The sequence below is a fragment of the Bradyrhizobium sp. RD5-C2 genome (genome assembly GCF_019972155.1).
In the GTDB taxonomy this organism is placed as follows: Bacteria; Pseudomonadota; Alphaproteobacteria; order Rhizobiales; family Xanthobacteraceae; genus Bradyrhizobium.
This window is the reverse complement of the sequence record NZ_BOVL01000008.1, coordinates 376,965-397,387: the sequence shown is the minus strand read 5'-3', so window position 1 is coordinate 397,387 and position 20,423 is coordinate 376,965. Positions and strand designations below refer to the sequence as shown.

Here is a 20,423-nt window from a genome sequence, read left to right as displayed (position 1 = left end):
GCCGGAAGGAGAATTCGATGTTTGATCTGACTGGCAAGACGGCGCTCGTGACGGGCGCAACCGGCGGCATCGGCGGCGCGATCGCGCAGTCGCTGCATGCGCAGGGCGCGACGGTCGCGATTTCGGGGACGCGGCGCGAGGTGTTGGACGGCTTCGCGGCCAAGCTCGGCGAGCGCGTTCATGTGCTGCCGTGCAATCTCTCCAGCAAGGATGACGTCGAGGCGCTGGTGCCGGCGGCGGAAGCTGCGATGGGGCAGGTCGACATCCTGATTGCGAACGCCGGCATCACCCGCGACAACCTGTTCGTGCAGCTGCGCGACGAGGATTGGGACGACGTGATCGCGGTCAACCTGACCGCGACATTCCGCCTGGCGCGCGCGGCGACCAAATTGATGATGCGAAAGCGCTTCGGCCGCATCATTGCGATCACCTCGATCGTCGGCGTCACCGGCAATCCGGGGCAGGGCAACTACACCGCGTCGAAGGCCGGCATCATCGGCCTGATCAAGACGCTGGGCGCCGAATACGCCAAGCGCGGCGTGACCGCGAACTGCATCGCACCGGGCTTCATCAAGACGCCGATGACCGATGCGCTCAACGACAAGCAGCGCGAAACCATCCTGGCGAAGGTTCCTGCGGCGCGGCTCGGAACGCCCGAGGATATCGCTGCGGCAGCCGTCTATCTGGCCTCGAACGAGGCCGCCTATGTCACCGGCCAGACGATTCACGTCAACGGCGGGATGGCTATGATTTGAGTTGGTTGCTGGCTCTCGCAATGCGGCGAAAAGCCGTTTTCGGGAGCCGGTTCAGGCGTGTAGTCAAGGCTTGGGAAGTATGATAGCTGAACCCCCTATGGATGGGCAAAGAACGCCATTGCAGGATTTTGAAACCCTGTATATTGGCGTGGCGACGCCTGCCGTTCGCCGGGGCTTTAATCGGCTACGACCGGGCCGAATCAAGACTATGCGCGACTGAGTAATCGAGACGACCACGATGGCTCGTATCGTCTTGGGGTCGGGTCCAATGGAACAACGAGGTTGAACGATGAGTGAGATTGGCGAGCGGGTTAAGAAGATTGTGGTCGAGCACCTTGGTGTCGAACCCGAGAAGGTGGTCGATGGCGCGAGCTTCATCGATGACCTCGGCGCCGACAGCCTCGACACGGTCGAGCTCGTGATGGCTTTCGAAGAAGAGTTCGGTTGCGAGATTCCCGACGACGCCGCGGAGACGATTTTGACCGTGGGCGACGCGACCAAGTTTCTTGAGAAGAACGCGAAGAGCTGACGCCGATCGCGAAGTTGACGGGGCCGGACGGACCGTGATCAAGCGGTCCCCCGGCTTCTTACTATCAGCCGCGCATTGCTGGCCGGAGACGTTGAAATGAGACGGGTTGTCGTCACGGGGCTGGGCATGGTTACTCCGCTCGGCTGCGGCGTTGACGCAACTTGGGCGCGTATCCTCGCCGGCGACAGCGGCGGCAAGAAGATCGACACCTTCGAAGTGTCCGACCTGCCGAGCCAGGTCGCCTGCTACATTCCGCGCGGCGACGGCTCCAACGGCACCTTCAATCCCGATCAGTGGATGGAGCCGAAGGACCAGCGCAAGGTCGACGACTTCATCCTCTATGCGATGTGCGCGGCCAGGCAGGCGCTCGACGATGCCGACTGGCATCCGAAGTCCGATGAAGACCAGTTCGCGACCGGCACGATGATCGGCTCCGGCATCGGCGGCCTCACCGGCATTGCCGAGACCGCGGTGCTGCTGAAGGAGCGTGGACCGCGCCGGATCTCTCCCTTCTTCATTCCGGGCCGCCTGATCAATCTGGCGTCCGGCTACGTCTCGATCGAGCACGGTCTGAAGGGGCCCAATCATGCGGTCGTCACGGCGTGCTCGACCGGCGCGCACGCGGTCGGTGACGCGGCGCGGCTGATCGCGCTCGGCGACGCCGAGGTGATGCTCGCAGGTGGCGCCGAATCGCCGATCTCCCGCATCGGCATTGCCGGCTTCTGTGCGGCGCGCGCACTGTCCACCGGCTTCAACGACACACCGGAAAAGGCATCGCGGCCTTACGACAAGGATCGCGACGGCTTCGTGATGGGTGAGGGCGCCGGCATTCTGGTGCTCGAGGAATACGAGCACGCCAAACAGCGTGGCGCGAAGATCTATGCCGAGGTCACCGGCTACGGCCTGTCGGGCGATGCCTTCCACATCACCTCGCCGCCGCCGGACGGCAATGGCGGCTTCCGCAGCATGAGCATGGCGCTGAAGCGCGCCGGCCTCGTTGCATCGGATCTCGACTACATCAATGCGCACGGCACCTCGACGCAGGTCGGCGACGAGATCGAGCTCGGCGCGGTCGAGCGTCTGCTCGGCAATGCGGCTTCGAAGGTCTCGATGTCGTCGACCAAGTCCGCGACCGGACATCTGCTCGGCGCTGCCGGTGCGATCGAGGCGATCTTCGCGGTGCTGGCGATTCGCGATAATGTGGTGCCGCCGACCATCAATCTCGACAATCCGTCGGTGCAGACGGCGATCGATCTTGTGCCGCACACGTCGCGCAAGCGTGACGTGAATGTGGCGCTGTCCAATTCCTTCGGTTTCGGCGGCACAAATGCCTCCGTGATCGTGCAGCGCGTGACCAATTAGTAGGTCGCTAGAGCGTTTTCGAGCGAAGTGGGTACTGGGTACCGGTTCGCGTGAAGAAAACGCGTCAATATAAGAATCTGAAGTCCCGTTCAGGTGCGATCGGAACGGGACTTTAGAACTAGTCCACCGTTTTGCCGTATTCCGCGGTGACTCCTAATAGCGGGCGTATGCTATTGGCAGGGCAGGGGTTTGTCCGGCCACGATTCAACCGGCAGGATATTGGTTTGCATCGATGAGTGAGAGGCCGCCCATTTCACCGAGGAGTCCACGTGCGGCGCTGGAGCCCGAACAGGTTCCGCCGCCGCCCAAACGTTCGGATCGCGCCCGCAATCCCTTCGTGATCGTCGGCAATGCCATCTTCACCATCCTGATCATCCTGATGATCGGTGCCGGGGCCACCTATTACTACGGCAAGCAGACGCTGGAATCGCCGGGGCCGCTGCAGGAAGACAAGATCGTCAACATCCCCGCGCGTGCCGGCAAGCGTGACATCGCCGACGTGCTGTCGCGCGAGGGCGTGATCAACGTCAATCCGTGGGTCTTCATCGGCAGCGTGTTTGCGCTGAAGGCGAGCTCCGACCTCAAGCCCGGTGAATACTCGTTCCAGAAGAATGCGAGTCTGCGCGACGTCATCGCCACCATCGTCGACGGCAAGGTGGTGCAGCACGCCATCACGATCCCTGAAGGTCTGACCTCGGAGCAGATCGTAACGCGGCTCACCGACAACGACATCTTCACCGGCTCGGTGCGCGAGATTCCGCGCGAGGGCACACTGTTGCCGGAGACCTACAAATTCCCGCGCGGCACCACACGCGACCAGGTGATCCAGCGCTTGCAGCAGGCGCAGAAGCGCGTGCTCGCCGAGATCTGGGAACGCCGCAACACCGACTCGCCGTTGAAATCGCCGGACCAGCTGGTGACGCTGGCCTCGATCGTCGAGAAGGAAACCGGCCGTGCCGACGAGCGCAGCCGTGTCGCCGCCGTGTTCGTCAACCGGATGCGGCAGAGGATGAAGCTGCAGTCCGACCCGACCATCATCTACGGACTGGTGGGCGGCAAGGGAACGCTGGGGCGTCCGATCAAGCGTAGCGAAATCACGCAGCCGTCGCCCTACAACACCTATGTGATCGACGGCCTGCCGCCGGGACCGATCGCTAATCCCGGCCGCGCCTCGCTGGAGGCGACCGCCAATCCGGCGCGCACCCGCGACCTGTTCTTCGTAGCCGACGGAACCGGCGGCCACGCCTTTACCGAAACCTACGACCAGCACGCGAAGAACGTCGCCAAGCTGCGCGCGTCGGAAAAGCAGATCCAGAACGACACCGTCGAGCCCGCGGATGATCCGGCGCCGGCCGCGGCAGTGCCTGGGGCGGCCGACACCAATCCCACGGCGGCCACGCCGGCGAAGCCCACCAATCAGAAGAAGCCGCCGCGCAGCGGTCGGCAGGGCGCAGCCCAGCAGACCGTTTCGCCGCCGGTTGTGCAGCGCTAAAGCGCGATGCGATCATCGCGCTTTAGCTTCTTGTTCGAGCATGGTCTTTCGGAAATCCGCTTCACGCTTTCCCGGACCTTGCCGTAGCTCTGCATTTCCCGAGGGATGACGTAATTCCACTTTCACGGAATCCGTTCTAAGGTCGCACCGGCTGCCCACGAGTCTCGTCGTCTCCGGGTGAGTCCCATATCCTTCTGTTGGAGAGTTTCACGCGATGGCGCTATCGAGCATGACTGGCTTTGCCCGAAGCCATGGCGCGAGCGGTCCCTATACGTTCGAGTGGGAGCTGAAGTCGGTCAACGCCAAGGGCTTTGACCTGCGCTTGCGGCTGCCGCCGGGCTGGGACGAACTGGAAGCCCTCGCCAAGAAGCGGGCCGGCGAGTTGCTGTCGCGCGGCACGGTCTACGCCAATTTCAGCGTCAAGCGCACCGATGCGGCGCAGACCATCCGGATCAACGAAGATGTGCTGGCCGCGGTCGTGAAGGTCGCAGGTGAGCTCGCGCAGCGGATCGACGCGGTGGCGCCGAGTATCGACGGGCTGCTCGGCATCAAGGGCGTCATCGAGGTGGTTGAGCCTGCGAGCGATGAGGACGAGGACAAGGCGGCACGCGAGGCGGCGGCGAAGGCGTTCGAGCAGGCGCTCGGCAGCCTCGTCGAGATGCGCCGCCGCGAGGGCGATGCGCTGGGCCAGATCCTGATGCAGCGGATGGACGAGATCGAGCGGCTCGCCAGGCGTGCCGAGACGGCTCCCGGCCGCAAGCCCGAGGCGATCAAGGCGCGGCTTGCCGAGCAGATCGCGGCGCTGCTGGAGACCTCCGATCGCTTCGATGCCGACCGGCTGAGCCAGGAGGCGATCCTGATCGCCACCAAGGCCGATATCCGCGAGGAGCTGGACCGCATCGCCTCCCACATCGGCCAGGCGCGCGAGATGATCGGCAAGGGCGGACCGGTCGGGCGGCGGCTCGACTTCCTCGCCCAGGAGTTCAATCGCGAGGTGAACACCTGCTGCTCGAAGTCGAACGACGTCGAGCTGACCAACACCGGGCTTGAAATGAAGAACGTGGTCGAGCAGTTCCGCGAACAGGTCCAGAATCTGGAGTGAACGATGACGGCGCAGGGTTTTGACGGCGTTGAGCGGCGCGGACTGATGTTCGTCCTGTCGTCGCCCTCGGGCGCCGGCAAGACGACGCTATCGCGCATGCTGATCGACAACATGCCGGGGTTGAAAATGTCGGTGTCAGCGACCACGCGGCCGAAGCGGCCGGGCGAGGTCGAGGGGCGCGATTATTTCTTTGTCGATAAGGCCAAGTTCGAGGCGATGGCCAAGCAGGGCGAACTGCTGGAATGGGCCACCGTGTTCGACAACCGCTACGGCACGCCGCGCGCGCCGGTCGAGGCTGCGCTTGCGGCCGGCGAGGACGTGCTGTTCGACATCGATTGGCAGGGTACCCAGCAGTTGCGCGAGAAGGCGCGCGCCGACGTGGTCAGCGTCTTCATCCTGCCGCCGTCGGCGGCCGATCTCGAGAAGCGGCTGCACACCCGTGCGCAGGATTCCGAGGAGGTCATCCGCGGGCGGATGAACCGCGCCACCCATGAGCTGAGCCACTGGGCGGAATACGACTATATCGTCGTCAACCAGGACGTCGACGACGCCTTTGCCGAGGTGCAGTCGATCCTGAAAGCCGAGCGGCTCAAGCGAGAGCGCCGCACCGGCCTCACCGAGTTCGTGCGCGGGCTGCAGCGCCAGCTCGAGAAGTAACCCGCCGGAACCATGATGCGATCCGGGGATCGCATCATGTCTCATCTGCTTTCTTGAGCGCTCTCTAGTTCGCCGCGCTGCGCGCCAGCCGCTGCAGCATCGCCGCGATCTGCTTGTTGTCCTGCTCGGTTTGATCCGGCTCGCGTGCCGTCTCGCGGCGAGCAACCGGCATCTCGGTGCGGCGCGGAACCGGTGTCTCCGACCGGCGCGGCGCAGCCTCCGCCAGGCGCAGCGGACGGTCGCGGCTGACCACGGCCATCGGCGGCGCCGGCTCGGTGTGGAGTGAATCCCAGGGCGCACGCCATTCGTCGCTGATCTCATAGGGCGGCGTACGGGTGCGGGTCACCCCGAACACCAGCGCGCTGACCAGGCCGGCCAGCGCCAACGCGCCGACCATCACGATGAGCAGCATCTGGGTCGAGGAGGACGACTTCTCGGTGGACGCCTCGGCCGTCACGGGGGCGGCGGGTGCCGGTGCGGCTGCCGGTTGCGGCGTCGCATCGGCCTGCGCGACCACGGTCGGCTGATCTGCGGGGTGCCGGGTTCCGTTGGTTCCGGCCATGCTCGATGCATCCAGCCATCTGGCGTTCACCTCCGATGCCTGGCCGTTCGGGCCGCTGGGCGCGGCGGATGCCGTCGGGGCGGTCGTTGCAGCGGTGCCGGCCTGACCGGCATCTGCGCTCGGCACCGGCGCGGTCGCCGCCTGCTGCGGCGAGGGCCACTCGGCATGCGCGTCCGCGACGGACTTGCGCATGGCCGGCTGGGGCGCTGGCTGGCTCCGTGGTGGCGTTGTATCGGCGGTCGTGGCGTCCGGCGCGGCGGCCGCTGGCTGCTGCTGCGTCGCCGCGGTCCTGGCGACGGTCTTGGTCTTGGCGTCACCGAGATACCAGCACTGCTTCTTGGTGCTGCGGTCGAGGTGGTAGAACCAGTGGCTCCCCGCAGGCGCGGTTCCCTTCGGCGCGGACTGACAGCTATCCGCGGTCTTCGCATTCGCCGTAGTGGTGCTCGCCGTGCTGGCGGCGGTCTGGGCCATGGCTGTGAAGTTGGCAGCGGCCAACATGCTGACAGCAAGCGCCGCAGCGAATTTCGCTGAACGATTTGACATACGCGTCCCCGGTATTCTTTTTTACGCAAACGCTGGTGCAGCCAATCTCGGTAAAGAGTTGGGTCGCAATGCGCCGCAAATTCGGAACGGGTAGGGCTTAATTGAGGCTCGTGGCGGACCGCAATTGCGGCGCGCCGGTGGCAGCGCGCATGCTGGCTCGCTCAGGGAGTGGACTACCGCTTTGACGCAGTCCAGTGGCCCTTGCATCCGTCAGATCGCACGAATGAGCCGGAACCGCTGCGGCCCGAGAAACGGCCCGAACTGGTCCAGCTCAAGCCGCCGGCGGATCCGCTTCCCGTCGTGGATCCGTTGGGGCTGACTTGCCCGGAGCTCAGCTCTCCCGAAATGCTGGCGCCGGAGATCACCAGTCGTTCAGTGCTGGAGCCGCAGGGCGAGCCCTCTGCGACAACCACCCACGCACCATCGAAATTGCCGCTGCCGCCACCGCCCTCGCTGCCGGTCTTCCGCGTGGCGCGGCGCGGCACCTCCGAGCTCTTGCTTCGCGCCGGCGTTGACGGCGCGACGGCGCGCGGCGACTGGCGCGTCCCGGACAGCGACTTCTCGTCATTGCCGATGCTGCCGCCGCTGCTACCGGACTGCGCGAACGCGGCCGTTGAACCCGCGAGGTAGAGCAGGGCAGAGAACAGGATCGTTCGGGCGTACGGTTGAAACATCGTTTGCATGGTGGGGCGTGTCCAAATTCTTGCTTTGCAAATTCAGGGTCCGAGCCTCGCTATTGTTTTGTGGCGGTCCAAGTCCCGCTGCAGCCGTCGGAGCGGCGGAACGTTCCCGAGCCACTGCGGCCGGACAGACGGCCCGAACCGATCGAGGTCACGCCGTTCGAGCGCAACACGGACCGCGCCGCGCCATTGGGGCTGACGGCCCCGGTGAGGCCTTCGCCGATGATCCTGTCGCTCGTGACCACGACCGCGCCGGAGGCGGTACCACCGCAGCCCACCGAGGTAACCACCCAGGCCCCGTCGGTGCTGCCACCGCCACCACCTCCGCCGCTCCTGCGCGCGGTGTGGCGAGGCTCCTCCGATTCCGGCTTGCTGCGCCGGACCGGCCGATCGGGTTCGACGGAGCGCGGCGCGGCGCGCGAGCCGGACAGTGATTTCTCATCATTGCCGATGCTGCCGCCGCTGCTGCCGGCTTGCGCAAGCGCGGCCGTCGGACCGAGAGCGGAAAGGAGCAGGGCGGAAAACAGGACGGTGCGAGGCAGTGAGCGAAACATGCTTTTCATTTTCAGCTCTATCCAATGTGATCAATCAATTCAGTGCCCGGAGCCGTCAGCGCAGACGGCATCGATAATGCGGCAGGATTTCCCGGCCTTGCCGCATTCGTCAAGCGCGGCGGTCTTGGCGCGATCGAGCGTGTCGCGCTGGATCAGCGACCAGGACTTGGCTGATATCGCGAACGCGCCGCAGCGCGAGCCGTAGAAGGAAAGCTCGAGGGTGCATTTGGCGCCGCCGCATTTGGTGCGCGCGTCGTCGACCGCGGCACGTCGTGACGCATGCTTCCACGAGATGCCCCATTTATCGATGTCCGGGCCGTAGACGATCGACCCCCAGGGTTGCAGGTCCTCCATCTTGCGCAGCCGCGTCAGGAGGCCCTCGGTCGCTTCGCCGGTCGGCGTCATCGCGACCTTCTCCTGGAATTTGCTGATCGCCGCACGCATACCGTTCCTGCTGTCGAGCGGCTCGGGATCGAAATTGTGCTCATAGAGCCGATCGCTCAATTCGCGCAGCAGCGCGACGTCCTTGATCGGGATGCGATCGGGATCGGGCCGCAACGTGCCGGGCAGTTGCGGCTCGGGCTGCGGCGCGACCGCAACCTTTTGCTCGGCGGCCACCGGGGGCACGAAATAGAACGTTCCGTCGATCGGCGATGACGAGACCCAGGGCTGTTGCGAGCCGCCGGTCTCGCGCTTCACCGCAAGTCCGACCTGGTTGAAGGTCTGGAAGATGTCGAGGCCGGCGAGCTTGATCGTGGCGGCCAGTGCCTTGGTGTAGGGGCTGTGGCCGCCGGTGCCGTCCTGCGCGACGTTGCCGGGCTGCGTGGCGTAGGAGATCAGGGTGCCTTCCGGGGCGCGCATTTGCGCCAGGCCGCCGTCTGCGGCGCGCAACCCGCGTCCACCGAACGGGTTGTTCCGGCAGGCATCGAGGATCACCATGTTGAGCCGTGTGCCGGAGCCTTGCATCTGCCTCAGCACCAGATTGACGTCGAGCATCTGGAAATCGACGTCGGCCTCGCGGGTGGCGTTGGCGCTGACCGGGACCAGGTAATTCGCGCCGGAGACCTGGACGCCATGGCCCGCATAGTAGAACAGCGCGACGTCGGCGCCCTGCACCTGCCGGCCGAAGCTCTGGACGGCGATGTCCATCGCCGGCTTGTCGAGATCGAGCTGGGCGCGGCCGCCGACCAGGGTGAAGCCGAGGCCTGCCAGCGTCTCGGCCATCAGGGCGGCATCGTTGCGGGGATTGTCGAGCCGCGTCACGTTCTGGTAGGCGGAATTGCCGACCACCAGCGCGACGCGCTTTTCGGTGGCGGCCTGCGCCGCGCCGACGAGTGCGTGCCATAGCAGCGCCAGCAGCGCCGCAGCCGCCAGGCTCCTGCCTTGCACTGCTCCGTGCATGCCCCGTCCCCTCTCAGCCTCGCCGGAAGATTACCAGCGCGCGCGGCAGGACAAAAGCAGCACTCAGGCCCGCAAGGCGCGACCAAATGGGCTCATAAGGGGGATGTCCCGCCGGCGGTCGCGCGGCCGGCGGGACGTCTTCGTCAGTTCTTCAGCACGATGCGTCCGACGACCTTGCCGGCGCGCAGCTCTTCGATCCATTTCTGGACGTCGGCCATCGGCTCTTCCTTCATCGGGGTCGGCTTGATCTTGCCGGCCCGGGCGAGCGCCATCAGCTCCTGGCCCTCGGCCAGCGTGCCCACCATGAAGCCTTCGATGGTCATGCGCTTGTAGACCCATTGCACCATCGGCAGCGTGAACTGGCCGCCCATCAGGCCGGACACCACGATCTTGCCGCCGCGTGCCACTGTCGACACCGCAAACGCCATCGACTTCTCGTTGCCGGCGAAGTCGACGACGCCGTCGAAGCCGCCGTCGCTCTCCTTCAGCATGCGCTTGACGACATCGGGCTCCGCGGGATCGTAGGCCGCCGCCGCACCGTTCTTCAGCGCGGTCTCACGCGCCGCCGGGCTGAGATCGGCAACCGCGATCGGCTGCTTGAACATCGCCTGCGCGAACGACAGGCCCATCATGCCGACGCCGCCGAGGCCGATCAGCAGCAGATTGCGCTGGCGTGGGCGATCGACCAGGCGCTTCAGCGCGCCGTACGCCGTGACGCCGGAGCACATCAGCGTGGCGGCCTGATTGACCGGCAGCGGATCGTAGTCGAGCAGGTATTTCGCGTCGGGCACCAGCACGTGGGTGGCGAAGCCGCCGTCGATCGAGACGCCGAGGAAGCGCTGCTTGGCGCAGAGATTCTCGTCGCCGGCGAGGCAGTCGCGGCACTGGCCGCAGCCGATCCAGGGGAAGACCGCTTTCTTCGTTCCGACCAGATCCTTCGACGCATCGGGACCGACCTCGTCGACGACGCCTGCGATCTCATGGCCGAGCGTGAAGGGCAGCGTCATGCCGCGGGTGGTGTCGAGCTTCTTGCCGCCGCCGAGATCGGCGTAGCCGTCCTGGATGTGGAGATCGGAATGGCACAGGCCGCAGCGCTCGATGCGCACCAGCACTTCGCGTCCCTGCGGCTTGGGCGTGTCCACGACGGTTTCGCACAGCGGTGCGTCGAATTTCACGAGGGATTGGCGAACCATACGCGCCATTACGTTTTCTCCTGATGTTCTATTTTGTGGACCGTATATCGGCCAATTCCCTCGCCATGGCAACAAAGCCCGCGACCGGAATGGTTTCGGCGCGCCGCGTCGTGTCGATCTGGGCTGCGGCAGCAAGCCGCGCCGGATCGACCGACAGCGATTTCAGGCTTTGGCGCAGCATTTTGCGGCGCTGGCCGAAGGCGGCAGCCGCGACCTGCTCGAGCATGCGGCGGTCGCACGGCTCCGGCGCGGCGCGCGGTATCAATCGTACCACCGAGGACGTCACCTTCGGCTGCGGCACGAAGGCTGCGGGCGAAATGTCGAACAGGATCTTGGTCTCGGCGCGCCAGTTGGCGAGCACCGCGAGCCGGCCATAGGCTTCCTCGTCCTCATGCGCGACGATGCGCTCGGCGACCTCGCGCTGGAACATCAGCACCATGGTGTCGTACCAGGGCGGCCACGGCTCGATCGACAGCCAGTCGACCAGGAGCTGGGTTGCGATGTTGTAGGGCAGGTTGGCGACGATCTTGGCCTTGCCGCCATCGAGCAGGGGACGCGGATCGAAGTGCTGCGCGTCGCCATGCACGATCTCGATGCGGCCGGGATAGCGCTTGACGATGTAGTCGAGCGCATCGATCGCGCGCTCGTCGCGCTCGATGGCGATGACGCGCTTGGCGCCCATCGCAAGCAGTGCGCGCGTCAGTCCGCCGGGGCCGGGCCCGACCTCGATCACGGTTGAATCTTCCAGCGGGCCCGCGGCACGGGCAATGCGCGCAGTAAGATTGAGATCGAGCAGGAAATTCTGGCCGAGCGATTTGCGCGCCGACAGCGAATGCTCGCGAATGATGTCGCGCAGCGGGGGCAGATCGTCGATCGCGCTCACTTAGCTTGATGCCGCGGCCATGCGCGCGGCGAGCCGGAGTGCGGCGATCAGGCTCGACGGATTGGCCTTGCCGGTGCCGGCGATATCGAAGGCCGTGCCGTGATCGGGTGATGTCCGGATGAAGGGCAGCCCCAGCGTGACGTTGACGGCGTCCTCGAACGCGACGGTCTTGATCGGGATCAGCGCCTGGTCGTGATACATGCAGAGCGCGCAGTCATAGGTCTTGCGCGCGGCTGCGTGGAACATGGTGTCGGCCGGCAGCGGGCCGCGGGCGGCAATGCCGTCGCGGCGCAGGATCTCGACCGCAGGCGCGACGATCTCGACGTCTTCCATGCCGAGCGTGCCGTCTTCGCCGGCATGCGGATTGAGGCCGGCGATCGCAAGCCGCGGCGAGGCGAGGCCAAACCGCGCCTTCATGTCGGCGACCACGATTCGCGCGGTCGAGACGATCAGGTCGGTCGTCAATTGCGCCAGCGCCTCGCGGACCGACACATGGATCGTCACCGGGACCACGGCGAGCGACGGCGACCACAGCATCATCACCGGCTGCGGCGCGGGCCCGTGGCGGGCGGCAAGCTCGGCGAGGAATTCGGTGTGGCCGGGATGGCGGAAACCGGCGCGGTACAGCACGTTCTTGGCGATCGGATTGGTGACGACCGCGCTGGCCTTGCCCGACGCAACATCGGCGACGGCCTGACGGATCGACGCCAGCGCGGCATCCGCGCTCGTTCCGTCCGGCTTGCCCGGTTGCGCCGTCGCCGCCTTGCCGGTCGCAACGACGGGCAGGGCCCGCGCAAATGCCACGGATGCCTCCTCGGCGCTGACCTCGGCAAACTCTACGGCGAGCCCGAGCGTCCTGGCGCGCTCGGCCAGGGGCGCGCGGTCACCGAGCAGATAGAACGGCGGAAGGTCGAGTTCGCGTCGGCGCAGCCACGCGGCGAGCGTGATGTCGGGGCCGATGCCTGCGGGCTCGCCGCATGTCAGTGCGAGAGGTTGAGCCATGCGTCAACGATAGTCGATCATCGTCCGCCTGGATATTCGATCATCGCGGCTTTCCGGACTTCTTGCAGGTAGGCTTTCGACTTCGCCTCGTACTTCTGCACGTACATCTTGTCTCGCATCTCACGCTTCTTCGGCGTGTCCACGGTGGTTGCCTTCCGGCCGCAGAGAGCGACCATTTCGACGCCCTGCTTGGTGAGCTCGGGAGGGGTGAGGTGGCCGACCGGGGTCTTGTCCAGGATGTCGCGCAGCGACTGCGGCAGGTCTGCCGACGTCTTCACGACGATCTCGCGGATCGCGGCGTTGCGCATCGACTTGAAGAAGGTGTTGGCTTCCTCGCAGCTGGTGACGCGCTCGCGCAGGGTGTCGGCTTCCTTGCGGCGGTTCTCGAATTCGGATTGCGGAGAGCCGCGGGGCACAATCAGCACGACCGGCTGCATCCGGTATTCGAACGCCTCGGCGTCGGGCGCTTCGCCGGCCCCCTTGACCGCGGTGTCGACGTCCTTCTCGCCGACCTGCAGGCTTTCCTTGAAGCGGCCGCGGACCAGGCTGGTCCAGACCATATCGGCCCTGATGCGTTGCTTGAGCGTATCGGGGCGGATGCCCTTGCTCTCGAGGACCTTGGTCAGCTGGTCGTTGTTCAGCCGCATCCGCTGCGCCATCCCGCCATAGGACTGCTCGATATCGTTGGCGGTGGGATCGACGCCGAATTTCTTGGCTTCCTTGATCTTCAGCTTCTCGTCGATCAAGTCGTCGAGGACGGTTTTGCGATCGGGGGTCTTGCCGCCGGTCAGCGCGTTCAGCTTGGCGCGCTGCTCGATGTCGAAATTGGTGATGGGTTCGCCATTGACCATCACGGCGATGGTCTGGGCGTGCAGTCGCGCACCGCCTCCCAACAGGAGGAAAAGAGCCAGCAGGGAACTCAACACTAGCTGATTGCAGCGCCTTGGCAGGCTAGCGGTCGTCATTGTGGTCATGTCAGCCGTTTAAACCAATTCAAGCCGGGGCCACAGGCCCGCGGGCAATACAAGCCCCCAATTCAAGCCCCCAATACATGGTCCTTGGCAGGCTCCTCGCTCGCTACTGCATGCCAGCGGAGCTGCTGGTCGTGGAGGTCTGGGCGATCGTCCGCAGCCCGATCTGGAACATGAACGCATGGCTGAGGACGGGCGGCTGCGAGCCTGCCTGATAGGTATAGGACGTGATGTAGTTGGCAGCCAGCACGAAGCAGTCGTCCACATAGCCCGCGCCGACGGCATACTGGTTGATCTTGTTCGCTTCAAGGTCCCAGCGCGCCGCACCCTGAACCACCCAGTTCGACGCCACCTTGACCGATCCGCTGGTGAGGATGCCCTCGCGGCGCGTCAGGTAGCCGAGTTCCGGTTGCGCTGCATAGTCGCCGTAGGTCACGGCGATCGACCAGCGGTCGAAGTTCGCGCTCGCCGTAGCCTCGAACCGGTTGATGTTCCAGGTCGCTTCATCCATCCGCGAGCGGACGCTGAAAGTGTAGGTGCGGTTGGGCGAATAGGCGAGGCTCGCGACATAGTCCGAGCGCGGGTTCTGCAGCCCGGAGTCGATGCCGGTATTGGTCATATCAGCGACCGCGAACGAGTTCAGCCCGAACATCTGGTAGGACTGCCCGAACATCCCCTTGACGCTGCCGCCGTGATCGAACTGCGTGGTGGCCTGCACGCCGACATTGGCGCGGCTGCCGCCTTCGACACGGTCGTAGCCGGAGAACTTGTCGACCGCGAACAGGTTGCTGGTGTCGAACACCAGGCTCTGCGCGTCCTCGTTCGGAAGCTTGCCGGCATTCGGCTCGTTGGGCCGGATGATGACCTGCGCAATCGGCTCGACGGTGGTCGTGCCCCACGGCTGCACATTGATGAAGGGGTAGCGGTATTCGAGGCCGACGGTCGGCATGAAGCGGACCGTCTGGGTGTCGCCGACCGGCAGGAAGTTGGAAACGCCCGGCTGGTTCGAGATGTCGGCGTTGATGGCATCGGCGCGGACGCTGGCGAACGGCGTCCAGATCTGGCCGAGCGGGTCGGTATAGGACTTGCGCCACTGCGCCTCGGCCGTCAGCCTTGTGTAGGTGCCCGGCATGCCGCGCAGCAGGCACTGCGACGGCGTCCGAGCCAGCGGATCGGCGGACGTCAAACTGCACAGGCCGGCGGTGTTGGCGATCGTCGTGATCGGATCGAACACCGCGGTTTCGCGGGTCAGGTTGACGAAGTTCATCTTGTAGCTGAACTCGCCGCCCAGAATGTTGTTGTTGATCACGTTGTTGTAGTCGATGACGGGCGCGACCACCGGGACCTGGTTCTGGTTGCCCGAGTAGCTGAGATAGTAGATCGCCCGCGCATCGAAGAAGCTGCGGTTGCCGACGCCGGTCAGATAGAGCTGCGAGATCGCTTCCGTCGGCAGCGACAGGAACGATCCGAACGGATCCTTGTACTGGGCGAGCCGGTAGTCGGACATGAAGAAGTAGTCGGACAGCACGACGCCGTCCCAGCCCCAGACCCATTTGTCGTTCAGCGCGAACTGGCCCTTGGTGTCGACGCCCCAGCGGAAGTCGCGGTCGCCCGGCTGGCCGGTAAACTGACCCCGATCGAGCTGGTCGATGCCGTAAAGCCTGATCTGATAGGAGCCGTCCACGAAGCGCTGGCGGAATTCGGTCTGCAGCAGCACGCCCTGCTTCGAGGTGATGCGCGGACTGAAGGTCGCGTCCATGTCAGGCGCGATCGCCCAATAATACGGAATTTCGACGCCGTAGCCGAACGCCGTGTAGGTGGTGAAGCCCGGCATCAGGAAGCCGCTCTTGCGCTTCACGGTCGGATCGGGCGTCGAGAAATAGGGCATGTAGGCCATCGGAACGCCGAAGAACTCGAGCTGGGCGTTCTCGAAATAGAGCATCTTCTCGGTCTGGTCATGGATGATGCGCGCGCCCTTGACCTGCCAGAGCGGCGGCTTCTTCGGATCATCCTTACAGGGGGCGCAGGCGGTATAAACGCCGTTGTCGAACACCGTGTAATTGCCGCTGGACCGATCGGCGCGGGTCGCCGCCATGCGGGTCTGGTCTTCAGTATCGACGCGCAGCGAATCGACGAACCCGTCGCGGTAGTCGTCGCTGAGATCCAGGATGTTGGCGTAGGTGATCTTGCCTTCCGCATCGGTCATGCGGATGTTGCCTTCGGCATGAAGACGCTTGGTCTTCTGGTCGTAGATGACCTTGTCGGCCTCGACGCTGGTGCCGTTGTAGAACATCTGGACGTTGCCGACGGCCGAGATGCGGCTGTTGTTGTAGTCGTAATCGACCTCGGTCGCCTGAACGAGCATCTGCCCGTCGTTCTTGGCCGGCGGGCGGACCGGCTTCGGCGGACGCGGATTGTAGGTAAACGACTGCGCGGCAGCCGGCGTCGACGTGACGACGTCGAGCGCGCTGACCACGACGAACGCGGCAAGCAGAGCAGAAATCGAAACGCCAAACGCGGCCATGCGGCTCCGTTGACGGCGCAGGGCACTGCGCCGCCCGAATGCAGGCGACATCAACTGGCGGGCGGCGACAGTAGCCACTACCCGTCCTCCTGGTACAGCAAGGCTAAGAAACCGGTGAGGCTACCCACAACGACAGGCAACCACGCCGCAGCGATGGGATGCATCAACTCAGCCTTGCTCAAATCTTCAGTTACTTTCGACAGGACGTAGAGCAGAAAGCCTGCGCCCACGCCACTCAAAACCATCTTCTGCACGCCGCCCATCCGGAAGAAGCGGAGGCTCACAGAAGCCGCCAACATCACCATCGCAGCCAGCAAAAACGGCTGCGCGATAAGCTTGTGATACTGCAAGCGATAGCCGGCCGTCGCGAACCCTGAGCTCTCCGACGAACGGATGTAGTTCGGCAGTTGCCAAAAGGACACAGTTTCGGGGGTGGAGAAACTGTTGCGCACCTGTGCCGGGGTCAAGGTGGTGGTCAGGTAGAAGGTGTCCTGGTCCACCGGAGCCTTGTCGAGGGTGTATCGGCGTACTCCCGTGAACGCCCAGCGGCCTTCTTCGAGCGTCGCTTCGCGGGCCTCGATTCGTTCTTTGAACTGCAGCGCCGTATCGAATCGGAACACCGTGAGGCCGGTCAGCCGGATGCCCTGCTGCTCGCTGCGAGCCGCATTGATGATCGCCTGACCTTCGTCGTTGATCTGATTGAGCCAGAAGCCGGACGCATCCTGGATGCCGCCGCCGGGCGCCGAGCCGAACAGCTCGGCCTCCATCCGTTTGGAGAGCTCGCGCAGATTGGCCGACACCGGATTGTAGGCGGTGGTGGCGAAGATGCCGAGCACGATCGCACTGACCAGCGCCGGCGAGATGAATTGCCAGGCCGAGACGCCGGCGGCGCGTGCCACGACGAGCTCCAGCCGCCGCGACAGCGCGAGATAGCAGGTCATCGCGCCGATCAGCACGCAGAACGGCATCAGTTTCTCGAGCAGCTGCGGCACGCGGAACAGCGAGGTTTCCGCGACCGTGATCGCGGAGGCCCCGACCAGGCTCGACGTCTTGCGCACCATCTCGATGTAGTCGACCAGTACGAGCAGCACGAAGATGCCCGCGAACACGCCCACCGCCGCGACCACGAAGCGGCCGGCGAAATAACGCCCGAGCGTATTTGTGACCATGCTCATGCGGTGGCCGGCCTCCGGAAGAGGCGCGCAATGCGTTCGTTGTTCCTGTTGATGACTTCCATCAATGCTGCCGGCGGTTCGACGACCACGCCGCCGACGATCATCCAGATCCCGACGCCGATGCCGGCGAACAGCATCAGATATTGCACGAGGGCCGCCAGCGGCGTCTTCACCGCCATGACGGAGCAGGCGAATCCGACCATGCGCAGGCCGAACACCGCGAACACCGAGCCGCCGATCGAGAAATTGCGGCTCTGCCGCGTGGTGCGTGGCGCGCCGAGGAAGGCGAAGGTGAGGGCCGCGAACGCGAACGGATAGATCGGCGCCATGAAGCGATCATGCAGCTCCGCGAAGAACTGGCCCGACAGCTGCTGATAGGTCTGGTCGTTCTCGTCCGGCCACATCAGCTCCCACAGGTAGCGCTCGCGGATTCCGAGCGTGACGTCGCGGCCCTGCGAGAATTTCGACATGTCGAACGCGTAGCGCTGAAACACCACCAGCGTCGGATCGCGCTTGCCGACCTCGAATCGCTCGAGATTGCCGTCCTCCAGCACGAGATATGAGCCGCTCTCGTTCTTCAGCACGGTGCCGTGGTCGGCGACGATGGTGACGCGCTGCTGCGGATCGCGGCGATCGTCGACGAAAACCCCGCCGAGCACGCCGGCGGGCAGGCGCTCGCGGATCCGAATCGTCAGGTTCTGATCGAGCTGGGCAAAGCGGCCGGGCTGCAGGATGTTGGTCAGCACGTCGGCGGTGATCTCGGCATCCCATTGCTTGATTCGGCGCATGCCGTCGGGGGCGAGATAGGCGCCGATGAAGGCGACCAGCGCCGCCACCACGCAGGTGGCGAAGAAGAACGGCCGGAACAGCCGGAACGGCGAGAAGCCCGCCGCGTTCATCACGATGATCTCGGAATCGGTCGCGAGCTTGTTCAGCGTGTGCGAGATCGCGATCATCAGCGCGATCGGGGCGATGATCAGGATCAGGGCGGGGATCACGAGGCTGGTGATGCCGAGGAAGGTGAGGATGGTCTGACCCTGGCTGGTCATCAGGTCGATGCCGCGCAACGCCTGCGTAATCCAGATCACGCCGGTAAGGCTGACCAGGACAAGCGCAAACGACGCCAGCGTCGTTTTGAAGATGTACTTGTCGATCGACCCCATCGCTACCGCACGGCCCCCAAGACCCCCTTCACGCAACCAGACGCACGGCTTTCGACCAATCCCGTCAACCCGGGTTCCCCTATGGTCGAGCCGCGGACTCGTCCGGCTCACTCTCTGTTCACAATCTCACTACCATCCCTTTGATCCGTCAACAAAATGGCCGGGCCAAGGCACGCTTAATTTATGGTTAATTAATCGCTTTTGTGGCCTTCCGGCCACTCCGGCGCTTGGCAGCGGCGCAGCCGGCAGGTCATAGTGTGCGACAAGCCCGGTCCGGGCCGCTTACGGACCGCCATCGCAATGCTCACCCCCGCGTGCCGGAAGGGCCGCCTCAGGCCCGAGCAACACCCTGAGTCCTGGAGGATTTTCCTATGTCCGACGCCGTCAAGGTCGGCTTTGTCCCGTTCTCCGCGTCCGCCCGCGGCATTCTGGTCGCCTTTTGCGACGAGCAATTGAAGCTCGGAGCCGCCACCCGGAAGGCGCTCGGAGCTGCCGCCGAGACGGTCAAGCGGGCCGCGGCCGCCAACCAGTTCAAGGGCAAGAGCGGGGCGGCCCTGGACATCCTGGCGCCGGAGGGAATCAAGGTCGACCGGCTGATCGTGATCGGCACCGGCAAGGTGGCCGACCTCAAGGAGAAGGATCTTCTTAAGTTCGGCGGCGTGGTGGCCGGCAAGCTCAACGCCGGCAGCGGTGCGATGACCGTCCTTGCGGAACTGCCAGATTCAGCAATGACGGCCGACCAGGCCGCGACGATCACGACCGGCATCCGCCTGCGTGCCTACAAGTTCGATCGCTACAAGACCAAGAAGAAGGACGGTGAGGACGGCGCCGTGCGCGCCGACGTCTCGATCGCGGTCGACGACGTCGCGTCTGCCAGGAAGGCGTTTGCGCCCGATTCGTCCATCGTCGACGGCGTGAACCTGGCGCGTGAGCTCGTCAACGAGCCGCCGAACGTGCTGTATCCCGAGGAGTTCGCGCGCCGCGCAAGCCAGCTGCGCAAGCTCGGCGTCACCGTCGAGGTCCTCGACGTCAAGGCGATGACAAAGCTCGGCATGGGCGCGCTGCTCGGCGTCGGGCAGGGCTCGGTACGGCCCAGCCGCACCGTGATCATGCGCTGGAACGGCGGCAAGAAGAGCGAGGCGCCGGTCGCATTCGTCGGCAAGGGCGTCTGCTTCGACACCGGCGGTATCTCCATCAAGTCGGCCGGCGGCATGGAGGATATGAAGGGTGACATGGGCGGCGCGGCCTGCGTGGTCGGGCTGATGCACGCGCTCGCGGCGCGCAAGGCCCGCGTCAATGCGGTCGGCGCCATCGGCCTCGTCGAGAACATGCCCGACGGCAACGCGCAGCGTCCGGGCGACATCGTCACCTCGATGTCCGGCCAGACCATCGAAATCATCAACACCGACGCCGAAGGGCGCCTCGTGCTCGCAGACGTGCTCTGGTACGTCGCCAAGAAGTGCAAGCCGAAATTCATGGTCGATCTCGCAACGCTGACCGGCGCGATCATGGTCGCGCTCGGCACCGATTACGCCGGCCTGTTCTCCAACAATGACGAGCTCGCCGAGCGCCTCGCCAAGGTTGGTCTCGAGACCGGCGAGAAGGTGTGGCGGATGCCGCTCGGTCCCGAATACGACAAGCAGATCGACTCGCAATTCGCCGACATGAAGAACACCGGCGGGCGCAATGGCGGCTCGATCACGGCAGCGCAATTCCTGCAGCGCTTCGTCGACGGCACGCCCTGGGCGCATCTCGACATCGCCGGCACCGCGATGGGCGCGCCGAAGACCGAGATCAATCAGAGCTGGGGCTCAGGTTACGGCGTCCGGCTGCTCGAGCGGCTCGTCTCCGAATATTATGAAGCCAAGAAGTAAT

18 protein-coding genes are annotated in these 20,423 nt (G+C 65.0%); 7 read left to right on the top strand and 11 right to left on the bottom strand.

All coding sequences use genetic code 11. The features are described from left to right. Window positions 1-17 precede the first annotated feature (17 nt). The 6 genes from fabG to gmk all read left to right on the top strand — a co-directional run bounded on the left by fabG (window position 18) and on the right by gmk (window position 5,897). Window positions 18-755: a 3-oxoacyl-[acyl-carrier-protein] reductase gene (gene fabG, locus BraRD5C2_RS09630; protein WP_223968037.1), complete on the top strand. Its 738-nt coding sequence runs from the start codon at window positions 18-20 to the stop codon at window positions 753-755. A gap of 289 nt (window positions 756-1,044) precedes the next feature. Next, window positions 1,045-1,284: an acyl carrier protein gene (locus BraRD5C2_RS09625; RefSeq protein ID WP_011441358.1), complete on the top strand. Its 240-nt coding sequence runs from the start codon at window positions 1,045-1,047 to the stop codon at window positions 1,282-1,284. 96 nt (window positions 1,285-1,380) lie between these two features. Beyond that, window positions 1,381-2,646: a beta-ketoacyl-ACP synthase II gene (gene fabF, locus BraRD5C2_RS09620; RefSeq protein WP_223968036.1), complete on the top strand. Its 1,266-nt coding sequence runs from the start codon at window positions 1,381-1,383 to the stop codon at window positions 2,644-2,646. Between the two features lie 232 nt (window positions 2,647-2,878). Continuing rightward, window positions 2,879-4,138 carry an endolytic transglycosylase MltG gene (gene mltG, locus BraRD5C2_RS09615; protein ID WP_223968035.1) on the top strand — a complete coding sequence of 420 codons (1,260 nt, stop codon included), beginning with the start codon at window positions 2,879-2,881 and terminating at the stop codon, window positions 4,136-4,138. 214 nt (window positions 4,139-4,352) lie between these two features. After that, a complete protein-coding gene (locus BraRD5C2_RS09610; RefSeq protein ID WP_223968034.1) occupies window positions 4,353-5,240 on the top strand; it encodes a YicC/YloC family endoribonuclease in 888 nt (295 codons plus the stop codon). Between the two features lie 3 nt (window positions 5,241-5,243). After that, window positions 5,244-5,897 carry a guanylate kinase gene (gene gmk, locus BraRD5C2_RS09605; RefSeq protein WP_223968033.1) on the top strand — a complete coding sequence of 218 codons (654 nt, stop codon included), beginning with the start codon at window positions 5,244-5,246 and terminating at the stop codon, window positions 5,895-5,897. A 64-nt stretch (window positions 5,898-5,961) separates the two neighbouring features. Here gmk and BraRD5C2_RS09600 read toward each other — a convergent pair whose 3' ends face one another. The 11 genes from BraRD5C2_RS09600 to lptF all read right to left on the bottom strand — a co-directional run bounded on the left by BraRD5C2_RS09600 (window position 5,962) and on the right by lptF (window position 18,548). Beyond that, window positions 5,962-7,002 carry a hypothetical protein gene (locus BraRD5C2_RS09600; RefSeq protein ID WP_223968032.1) on the bottom strand — a complete coding sequence of 347 codons (1,041 nt, stop codon included), beginning with the start codon at window positions 7,000-7,002 and terminating at the stop codon, window positions 5,962-5,964. Between the two features lie 173 nt (window positions 7,003-7,175). Beyond that, window positions 7,176-7,685: a hypothetical protein gene (locus BraRD5C2_RS09595; protein WP_223968031.1), complete on the bottom strand. Its 510-nt coding sequence runs from the start codon at window positions 7,683-7,685 to the stop codon at window positions 7,176-7,178. A 50-nt stretch (window positions 7,686-7,735) separates the two neighbouring features. Continuing rightward, window positions 7,736-8,245 (bottom strand): hypothetical protein, encoded by a 510-nt coding sequence (locus tag BraRD5C2_RS09590; RefSeq protein WP_374707971.1) that lies wholly within the window; start codon window positions 8,243-8,245, stop codon window positions 7,736-7,738. 30 nt (window positions 8,246-8,275) lie between these two features. Continuing rightward, on the bottom strand, window positions 8,276-9,637 hold the full coding sequence (locus BraRD5C2_RS09585; protein ID WP_223968030.1) for a caspase family protein: 1,362 nt from the start codon (window positions 9,635-9,637) through the stop codon (window positions 8,276-8,278). A gap of 143 nt (window positions 9,638-9,780) precedes the next feature. Next, the gene (locus BraRD5C2_RS09580) at window positions 9,781-10,839 is read right to left on the bottom strand and encodes an alcohol dehydrogenase (RefSeq protein ID WP_223968029.1); all 1,059 of its coding nucleotides are present in this window, start codon (window positions 10,837-10,839) and stop codon (window positions 9,781-9,783) included. A gap of 19 nt (window positions 10,840-10,858) precedes the next feature. Beyond that, complete coding sequence (gene rsmA / locus BraRD5C2_RS09575; RefSeq protein ID WP_223968028.1) at window positions 10,859-11,713, bottom strand: 16S rRNA (adenine(1518)-N(6)/adenine(1519)-N(6))-dimethyltransferase RsmA; 855 nt, start codon at window positions 11,711-11,713, stop codon at window positions 10,859-10,861. Then, window positions 11,714-12,715, bottom strand: a complete 1,002-nt coding sequence (gene pdxA / locus BraRD5C2_RS09570; RefSeq protein WP_223968027.1) for a 4-hydroxythreonine-4-phosphate dehydrogenase PdxA — start codon at window positions 12,713-12,715, stop codon at window positions 11,714-11,716. Window positions 12,716-12,732: 17 nt separating this feature from the next. Beyond that, on the bottom strand, window positions 12,733-13,680 hold the full coding sequence (locus BraRD5C2_RS09565; protein WP_223968026.1) for a SurA N-terminal domain-containing protein: 948 nt from the start codon (window positions 13,678-13,680) through the stop codon (window positions 12,733-12,735). Between the two features lie 112 nt (window positions 13,681-13,792). Beyond that, entirely contained in the window at window positions 13,793-16,210 is a 2,418-nt protein-coding gene (locus tag BraRD5C2_RS09560; RefSeq protein ID WP_223968025.1) for an LPS-assembly protein LptD, read from the bottom strand. Between the two features lie 77 nt (window positions 16,211-16,287). Next, the gene (gene lptG / locus BraRD5C2_RS09555) at window positions 16,288-17,385 is read right to left on the bottom strand and encodes an LPS export ABC transporter permease LptG (RefSeq protein ID WP_092113464.1); all 1,098 of its coding nucleotides are present in this window, start codon (window positions 17,383-17,385) and stop codon (window positions 16,288-16,290) included. Beyond that, window positions 17,382-18,548 (bottom strand): LPS export ABC transporter permease LptF, encoded by a 1,167-nt coding sequence (gene lptF / locus BraRD5C2_RS09550; RefSeq protein ID WP_223968024.1) that lies wholly within the window; start codon window positions 18,546-18,548, stop codon window positions 17,382-17,384. Before lptF ends, lptG begins: the two co-directional genes overlap by 4 nt. Window positions 18,549-18,919: 371 nt before the next feature. On the opposite strand from lptF, the gene BraRD5C2_RS09545 reads away from it, so the two are divergent. After that, window positions 18,920-20,422, top strand: a complete 1,503-nt coding sequence (locus BraRD5C2_RS09545) for a leucyl aminopeptidase (RefSeq protein ID WP_223968023.1) — start codon at window positions 18,920-18,922, stop codon at window positions 20,420-20,422. The last annotated feature ends 1 nt before the right edge of the window (window position 20,423 follow it).